The organism is Erwinia psychrophila (assembly GCF_039023475.1).
GTDB lineage: Bacteria > Pseudomonadota > Gammaproteobacteria > Enterobacterales > Enterobacteriaceae > Erwinia.
In genome coordinates, this window is sequence record NZ_JBCHVB010000020.1 from 1 (window position 1) to 1,528 (window position 1,528).

Annotated in this window: 2 protein-coding genes and 2 pseudogenes; all 4 read left to right on the forward strand. The window is 56.4% G+C overall.

Going from position 1 to position 1,528, the window contains the following annotated elements:
* Window positions 1-223 (forward strand): annotated as a pseudogene (locus AAH446_RS19620) (hypothetical protein); the annotation flags it as partial.
* Between the two features lie 98 nt (window positions 224-321).
* Window positions 322-852: a DUF3304 domain-containing protein gene (locus AAH446_RS19625; protein ID WP_342908349.1), complete on the forward strand. Its 531-nt coding sequence runs from the start codon at window positions 322-324 to the stop codon at window positions 850-852.
* Window positions 840-1,073 (forward strand): annotated as a pseudogene (locus AAH446_RS19630) (hypothetical protein); the annotation flags it as partial. The gene AAH446_RS19625 and the pseudogene AAH446_RS19630, both read left to right, overlap by 13 nt.
* Before the next feature lie 101 nt (window positions 1,074-1,174).
* The coding region (locus tag AAH446_RS19635) for a DUF3304 domain-containing protein (protein ID WP_342908350.1) at window positions 1,175-1,528 on the forward strand (354 nt) is incomplete at its 3' end.

Below are 1,528 nucleotides of genomic sequence, written 5' to 3' on the forward strand. Positions count from 1 at the left end.
CACCGATCTGGCGTGGTTCCCGCCGGCATTTCCGGCCCGGGGGCGTTTACCCACTCAGGCTGCGCTGGTTGGCACAAACTGCGCGCAGCAGGACAACCACGAGCTGGTCTACCGGCAGGAACTGTGCCTGGCCGCCGGGCGGCGCGTGGAGCCCCCCTGCTGTAAAACTTTGCATATCAGCCTGTTTGTCGACGGCACCGGCAATAATCTTAATCACGATCTGGCTTTTATTCCCCTTCAGTAATGCTTAGCCATGCCATCGCGAAAAGTCATGGCTAAGCAAGACGGACGTAACCTGTTAATTCATAAAAGGAATGCAAAATGAAAATACGACATTATCTGGTGGTGTTGGGGGCTCTGCTGCTGGCGGGCTGTAGCCAGCCAGCGGCGAACGCGGAAAGCCGGGGGAGGGGCGGAACCATAGAGGCAGTCAACCACACCAAATGGGCGATCAACCATTTCAGCGTCGACGGTCAGTCCGGTATTGACATCATCGGGCCATACCAGGGCGGTGGTGGTGGCTGCTGCTATGGCGTGCCAGCGAAGTGGCGGCCGGGTATGACGGTGAGGGTGGACTGGGAAAGTGGCGAAGCCTCAACAAAAGGGTTTCCAGGGTTTGCTGATTCCAAAAAATATAGAGAATGGCGAGACAAAATAAAGGCCCAGAATAAGCAGCACAGCGTGGTTGTGCCGGTACCGGACTATACGGGGCAAAAAACCTGCGGGATCACGGTGCACTTTATGCCCTGTGATGAGGTGAAAGTGACCACCAGTTGTGTGAGCCCCGGCCGGCCGGGCTACCCAATCAATGAGCCGCTGCAGATGCCGGAGCCAAAAGTATGTCCGAAATAATCACCGATCTGGCGTGGTTCCCGCCGGCATTTCCGGCCCGGGGGCGTTTACCCACCCAGGCTGCGCTGGTTGGCACAAACTGCGCGCAGCAGGACAGCCACGAGCTGGTCTACCGGTAGGAGCAGTGCCTGGCCGCCGGGCGGTGCGTGGAGCCCCCCTGCTGTAAAACTTTGCATATCAGCCTGTTTGTCGACGGCACCGGCAATAATCTTAATCACGATCTGGCCTTTATTCCCCTTCAGTAATGCTTAGCCATGCCATCGTGAAAAGTCATGGCTAAGCAAGGCGGACGTAACCTGTTAATTCATAAAAGGAATGCAAAATGAAAATACGACATTATCTGGTGGTGTTGGGAGCCCTGCTGCTGGCGGGCTGTAGTCAGCCGGCGGCGAAAGCCGAAACCCGAAGCGGCGGTGGTGGAACCATTGTTGCCATCAACCATACCAAATGGGCAATCAACCATTTCAGCGTCGACGGTCAGTCGGGCATTGATGCTATTGGACCCTGGCAGGGCGGCGGCGGCGGCTGCTGCTATGGTGTGCCGGCGAAGTGGCGGCCCGGAATGACGGTTAAGGTTGATTGGGAAAGCGGAGAAGCCTCAATGAAAGGTTTTCCTGGGTTTGCGGATACAGCTAAGTATCGGGCCTGGGAAAAAAAAATGAGTGCTAATAATCGG

Bases quoted from the DNA above. Each gene is read 5' to 3' on its own strand.
- AAH446_RS19625 (WP_342908349.1), top strand. From the start codon at position 322: ATGAAAATACGACATTATCTGGTGGTGTTGGGGGCTCTGCTGCTGGCG.